Genomic DNA, 5,439 nt, shown 5'->3' with positions numbered 1-5,439 from the left:
TTTGTGTCAAGCAGTTTTTTAAAAATTTTTAACTTAATTTTCAACAGTGCTTTTTGTCAGCAGAAATTACATTATATAACAATTTAAAACTAAGTCAAGAATTTTTTTAAATTGTTATTAAAGTAATTTGGTGGCGATGAAGAGACTTGAACTCTTGACCTTACGATTATGAGTCGTACGCTCTAACCAGCTGAGCTACATCGCCGTTACAGGGTGCGAATTATACAGATGGTTTTACCTGCTGTCAATACCCATTTTAAAAAATTTTCATTTTTTATAAATTTTTATAAAAATAGATGGCAAACCGATAAGCCGGATTCTGTCGTGGACAATCATTCATCTAGACGCACAATCACTCATGCGTTCAAGCAACCTACCCGTATCCTAAGCGGGCAACTCATTGGATACCTATTTGGTCTTGCTACACGTGGAGTTTACCTTGCCATGAACTGTTGCCAGTCATGCGGTGGGCTCTTACCCCACCGTTTCACCCTTACCCAACCACTCAACCAAATATTTTTACAATTACAATTTTTTAAAATTACAATAAATACTTGGTTGAGTAGTCGGGCGGTCTATTCTCTGTTGCACTGGTCGTAGGCTTTCGCCTCCTAGCCGTTAGCTAGCACGTCGCCCTATGTAGTCCGGACTTTCCTCCCTCCGACCACTTAATTTGACTAACATTTACTTCAATTTTAACTTAAAATGGTAGTTTATTGACTGCCCCATAATTATTTTGGGCTGTGGGGGCAAATCACATTCGCCATTGATAAATCAATGAACTATATAAGTTGAAAATAGGATAACATTTATCACAACATTAACTTTAAAATCAAATTAAGTGGTCGGACGGCGATTGCCTAGTCTGCCTTTTTCTATTTTAGCATATTTTTATCAAAACATGTCAAACTTTTGCATATACAGTTAACAAATTTGAATTTTACTACGAAAACCGTTCACCCTGAGCTTGTCGAAGGGTCGGTTTCCGTTATGGTTCGACAGGCTCACCGCGAACGGAAACCGTAGTACTTTTTCATTTTGCAGAGTGCAAATGAAAAGTTAAAAAATCAACCATATACAACACATAACCATTTATTACGCTTGTGTTGGCACTCATTCCCATAAAGACTTCTAGAAAATTGTCAAAATTTAAAATATCGTGATAAGATAGTCAATAAACCAACTCATCTGCTTTTGTCTTTTGTTAATTTTTATGACTGATTTGGTTTTATTGGCATGGTTCTTGCACTGGTTTTATTGGCATGGTTCTTGCACTGATTGAATAAAATTTTGACACACCCACTTTTCTTTTGCATTAACTTTTGCTAAAATCCTTAATTAGCAAAAGTTAATCTATAAATAAAATTATTCAATCAAAAAAACATTTGGTTATTCATCATGATATGCCGATGATTTTTGGCAAGTGTTTGTTGTAATGAATAATTTTACGAGAATACACCATCATTGGCGACTTACCAACAGCAGGTGGACAACCTAGCACATGCCACAATATTAAGGAGAGACAAATGAAAATTCTAATCTGCGAGAGTGAGCCAGCCCTACGCAAGCACATTCAAACAATCATTGAGTCGCTCACGCACGAAATCGTCGGGCAGACAGAACGTTTAGAAGAAGCCTATACACTGGTTATGGAACACCAGCCTGAGATTTTACTCATCAATGCTCACTTGGCTTACATTGAAGAATTTTGCCAAAAAATCAATCGAGAATTTAACCACCCACCCGCCATCATATTCTTTGGGTTGGATGATACTTATCTTATGTTAAATGCTCTCAGATGGGGCATTTGCGACTATCTACCCATTCCCATCCAAGAAAACGACATCAAAAATGCCTTGCAAAAATGTTGCCGCATCAACGCAGCCCAACAAGCAAGTCTTAACGAGCAAAACGGTAAAAGTGGTCGCACTCGTCAATACATTGCCACACGCACGCACCGTGGCGTTGAACTCATTTCACTGTCTGATGTCTACTATTTTACCGCTGACCAAAAATACGTCAAAGTACGCCACAAAAATGGCGTGGTACTCATTGATGAAACCTTAAAAGACCTAGAAGAAGAGTTTGAAGGAATCATGTTCCGCATTCATCGTAATGCTTTGATTAATCTGGATTATTTGGATTTGTTGGAGACGGTGGATAGCGGTCAATACCAAGTGCGTTTTCGGGGCATGCCTGAAAAACTGTCAGTATCACGCCGTCACCTGCCCATGCTAAGAGAGAAGATTTACAGCATTTAACAGGGCGAGCCACCGATACCATCCAAGGGTGTTGATTCGCCCTTTTGCATTGCCTTTTGTATTATCCTTTTGTGTTTTAGCCAGTTTGATTTGGTAGTTATTTACAGTCATGCTAAGAATTGGCTGGTGTGAATTTTTATTTGGCATTTTGGGGTAAATGTGGTTAAATAGACAATCACTGATAAGATAACATAGCGATAACACAATCATGAAAACCCTAACCATCGCCACACGCCAATCCCCGCTTGCACTTTGGCAGGCTCATTTTGTCAAAGACGAACTTCATAAACTCTACCCCGAACTTGACATCCGCCTGTTAGAACTGGTCACCAAAGGCGATAAAATCCTAGATACCCCCCTTGCCAAAATCGGCGGAAAAGGCTTATTTGTCAAAGAATTAGAAACCGCTCTACTAAGCGGTAAAGCTGATATTGCTGTGCATTCTCTAAAAGATGTACCCATGGTGCTACCCGATGGTCTTATCATTGGGGCGTATCTTGACCGCCACAGTCCTTTTGATGCTTTTGTGAGTAACCACTTTGCCAGTTTGGATGACCTGCCCCAAGGAGCGAAGGTCGGCACATCAAGCCTACGCCGTGAATGCCAACTGCGTGCCTATCGCCCTGACTTAGAAATCATCAGCTTGCGTGGCAATGTCGGCACACGCCTTGGCAAGCTTGATAATGGCGACTATGATGCGATTATCCTTGCCCAAAGTGGCTTGGAGCGGTTGGAGTTACACGAACGCATTCGCCACAGCTTACCTGCCGACATCTGCCTGCCTGCGGTCGGTCAAGGCACACTTGCCATCGAATGCCGAGATGATGAGATTCAGGAGCTCATCAAACCCTTAAACCACGACATCTCTGCCTTACGAGCCATCACCGAGAGAGCCATGAACCATGCCTTAGAAGGGGGTTGTCAAGTGCCGATTGCAGGATTTGCACAGCTTGATAAAGGCATTCTGCACCTAGAAGGTCGGGTAGGCACGCCTAACGGTCGCACCCTATTAAAAGTCACCGCCCAGACTGACATCACGGATAACACCACACAAAACATCCAAAATGCCGAGCAACTGGGGCAAGCTGTCGCCACAGAGCTACTCGCCCAAGGGGCGGATGAGATTTTAAAAGCCCTATATCAACATCAAGACAACTAATACCAACAACCCCATAGGCACAACCAACCCCACACCATGACCCCCCTATTCATCAACACCCGACCCAAGCACAAAGCTGACATGAGCCTAGCCATCCATAGTGTCAGCTTGCCACTGCTTGCCATTCGGCATTTTGATGAATTAGAGAAGTCAGAAATGCAGGATTTGGCGGATTTTGTCCATGGTAAATTTGGCATGCTCATCGTGGTGAGTGTAGAAGCAGTGGCATGTGCGGTGCGTTTTTTAAAAGAGCAAGGCATTGACCACGCCTGCGACCTGCCCCATCATGACACCCTAACCGTCATCGCTGTGGGACAGCCGACAGCAGACGCCTTGGCGGACTTTGGCTTCTCGGTGCTGACCCCCCTTGATGCAGGATGCCCGATGAGCAACGAAGGCATGCTTGCCATGCCCGCCATCAGTAAGCTACGCACAGGCGATGATGTGTTGATATGGCGTGGGGTCGGTGGGCGACGGCTGTTATCTGATACGCTCATCGAACGTAGCGTAAATGTGCGTGCCATCGCCTTTTATGAGCGGTGCGTGCCGTCAGAGCTGACAAGCGATTTTACTCGTCTGCTCGGCAATGGCATCGATGACAGTCATGATGATACTTTTCACAGCAGTCAAAATCATCAACATCAAATTGACAAGCACTCGCCCATCTTTGTCCTTATCAGCAGTCAAATGAGCCTAAATGCTTGGAAGAGCGTGTATGACCAACAGATTCACAGCCATCGCACGCACACGCATGGGCTTTTACCGCAAAATATGATATATTTAACCCTAGGTCATCGCCTAACCGCCCTAACTGCCACGCACTATCCACACAGCCGTGTCTACCCCGTGGCGGATTTGGCAGAGCCAACCCTAAATCAAGCCATACAGGACGTCATGGCAATCAACCCATCGTGAGACATTTTAAAATTTAACGCTTTTATCATCATGCCAAACACCAAAAAAACTGACAGTCCGAGTGCCGAAGCCATCAAGGCAAATCTAGAAGAGCTGGATGCCAAATTCGCCCACGCCAAAGAAGCCGAGAAAGAAGAGCTTAAAAAACAAGCCGACCAAGCTCGGGTGGTGCTCATGCGACTGCAATGGCTGGTCATCATCCTGCTGGCAGGTGGACTCTTGTGGCTATACCTTTCTTTTACGTCAGTCGTGGACAAAGTGGATGAACGCCTTGCCAAAATGGACACCGTCGATACCCGCCTAAACGACATGGACGACCGCCTGTTTGCCATCACCCCAACCGACAGCCACAAAAAAACAAATAAAGCCGAAGCAAGCAAAGACGCTGAGTTTCTAAAAATCGAACTTGCCATGACCAACCGACTCTTTGAACAAGGCAGTTATGATGACACCTTGACCGCCTTACAAGCCATTGATTATCAGCTTGGTCAGATGAGTGGCATTGCCCCATCGGTCAAATCCGCCCTAAGTAGTAGCATAAAAGCAGACATCGCCTACATCGGCACGCTAAAAACACAGCCTGACGCATGGCAGGCTCACATCATCAAAATGCGAGAGTTGCAGGCGTTTTTACGCACCAAGCAGACCAGTACACCCAACGCCCCCCTTAATCGTGGCGATATCTTGCTCCATGATGCCAACATGATGTTATCGCTTGCCATAGGTTCGGCAAACGTGCGAGACAGGGGGCTGATGACCAGTTACTTACAGGACGTCCGTTCACAGCTAGAAAGTCATATTACCTTACATGGCGGCAAGATTGACCCTGAGAGCCTAAAAAAACAGTCCGAGCAAACCATCAAAGAAGACAAAAAAGATGGTGAAGCCATAAATAATACCGATATTAAAACCGGACAAATCGGACAGCAGGTCGCCCTAAATACCATCGATGACGCCCTATTTTGGGTCTATGATTTACTTGCCAACAGCCCCAAAAACAAAGGACTGAGCAGTGTTCAGATGTTAAAATAAACCCAAAGCAGGCAAAAAGATGCCAAATTCATCATTTGTTAGGGCGTGCCTACCTTTTGTATTTGCAATGAA

General features: G+C 44.4%; 4 protein-coding genes, 1 tRNA gene and 1 other RNA gene. 4 read left to right on the top strand and 2 right to left on the bottom strand.

What is annotated here, in order from left to right; all coding sequences use genetic code 11:
* Positions 1 to 128: 128 nt before the first annotated feature.
* Together B5J94_RS07015 and rnpB are read right to left on the bottom strand one after the other, a co-directional pair.
* Positions 129 to 205 (bottom strand) — tRNA-Met (locus tag B5J94_RS07015).
* An 87-nt stretch (positions 206 to 292) separates the two neighbouring features.
* An RNA gene (gene rnpB, locus B5J94_RS07010) (RNase P RNA component class A) lies at positions 293 to 680 on the bottom strand.
* Between the two features lie 846 nt (positions 681 to 1,526).
* Between rnpB and B5J94_RS07005 the strand changes: the two genes are divergently transcribed.
* From B5J94_RS07005 to B5J94_RS06985, 4 genes are all read left to right on the top strand, one after another.
* Positions 1,527 to 2,261 (top strand): LytR/AlgR family response regulator transcription factor, encoded by a 735-nt coding sequence (locus B5J94_RS07005; RefSeq protein ID WP_062501152.1) that lies wholly within the window; start codon positions 1,527 to 1,529, stop codon positions 2,259 to 2,261.
* A 208-nt stretch (positions 2,262 to 2,469) separates the two neighbouring features.
* Positions 2,470 to 3,420, top strand: coding sequence for a hydroxymethylbilane synthase (gene hemC / locus B5J94_RS06995; protein ID WP_062501149.1), 951 nt, complete (start codon positions 2,470 to 2,472; stop codon positions 3,418 to 3,420).
* Between the two features lie 36 nt (positions 3,421 to 3,456).
* Positions 3,457 to 4,335, top strand: a complete 879-nt coding sequence (locus B5J94_RS06990; protein ID WP_062501147.1) for a uroporphyrinogen-III synthase — start codon at positions 3,457 to 3,459, stop codon at positions 4,333 to 4,335.
* Between the two features lie 30 nt (positions 4,336 to 4,365).
* Complete coding sequence (locus B5J94_RS06985; RefSeq protein WP_062501145.1) at positions 4,366 to 5,367, top strand: hypothetical protein; 1,002 nt, start codon at positions 4,366 to 4,368, stop codon at positions 5,365 to 5,367.
* Positions 5,368 to 5,439: the final 72 nt, after the last annotated feature.

Source organism: Moraxella lacunata (assembly GCF_002027545.1).
Lineage (GTDB): Bacteria > Pseudomonadota > Gammaproteobacteria > Pseudomonadales > Moraxellaceae > Moraxella > Moraxella lacunata.
Note: the sequence above shows the minus strand (reverse complement) of the source record. Positions and strands in the feature narration are given on the sequence as shown.

Excerpts from the sequence above, each read along its gene's own strand:
- B5J94_RS06985 (WP_062501145.1), top strand. The coding sequence starts at position 4,366 with ATGCCAAACACCAAAAAAACTGACAGTCCGAGTGCCGAAGCCATCAAG.
- hemC (WP_062501149.1), top strand. The coding sequence starts at position 2,470 with ATGAAAACCCTAACCATCGCCACACGCCAATCCCCGCTTGCACTTTGG.
- B5J94_RS06990 (WP_062501147.1), top strand. The coding sequence starts at position 3,457 with ATGACCCCCCTATTCATCAACACCCGACCCAAGCACAAAGCTGACATG.
- B5J94_RS07005 (WP_062501152.1), top strand. The coding sequence starts at position 1,527 with ATGAAAATTCTAATCTGCGAGAGTGAGCCAGCCCTACGCAAGCACATT.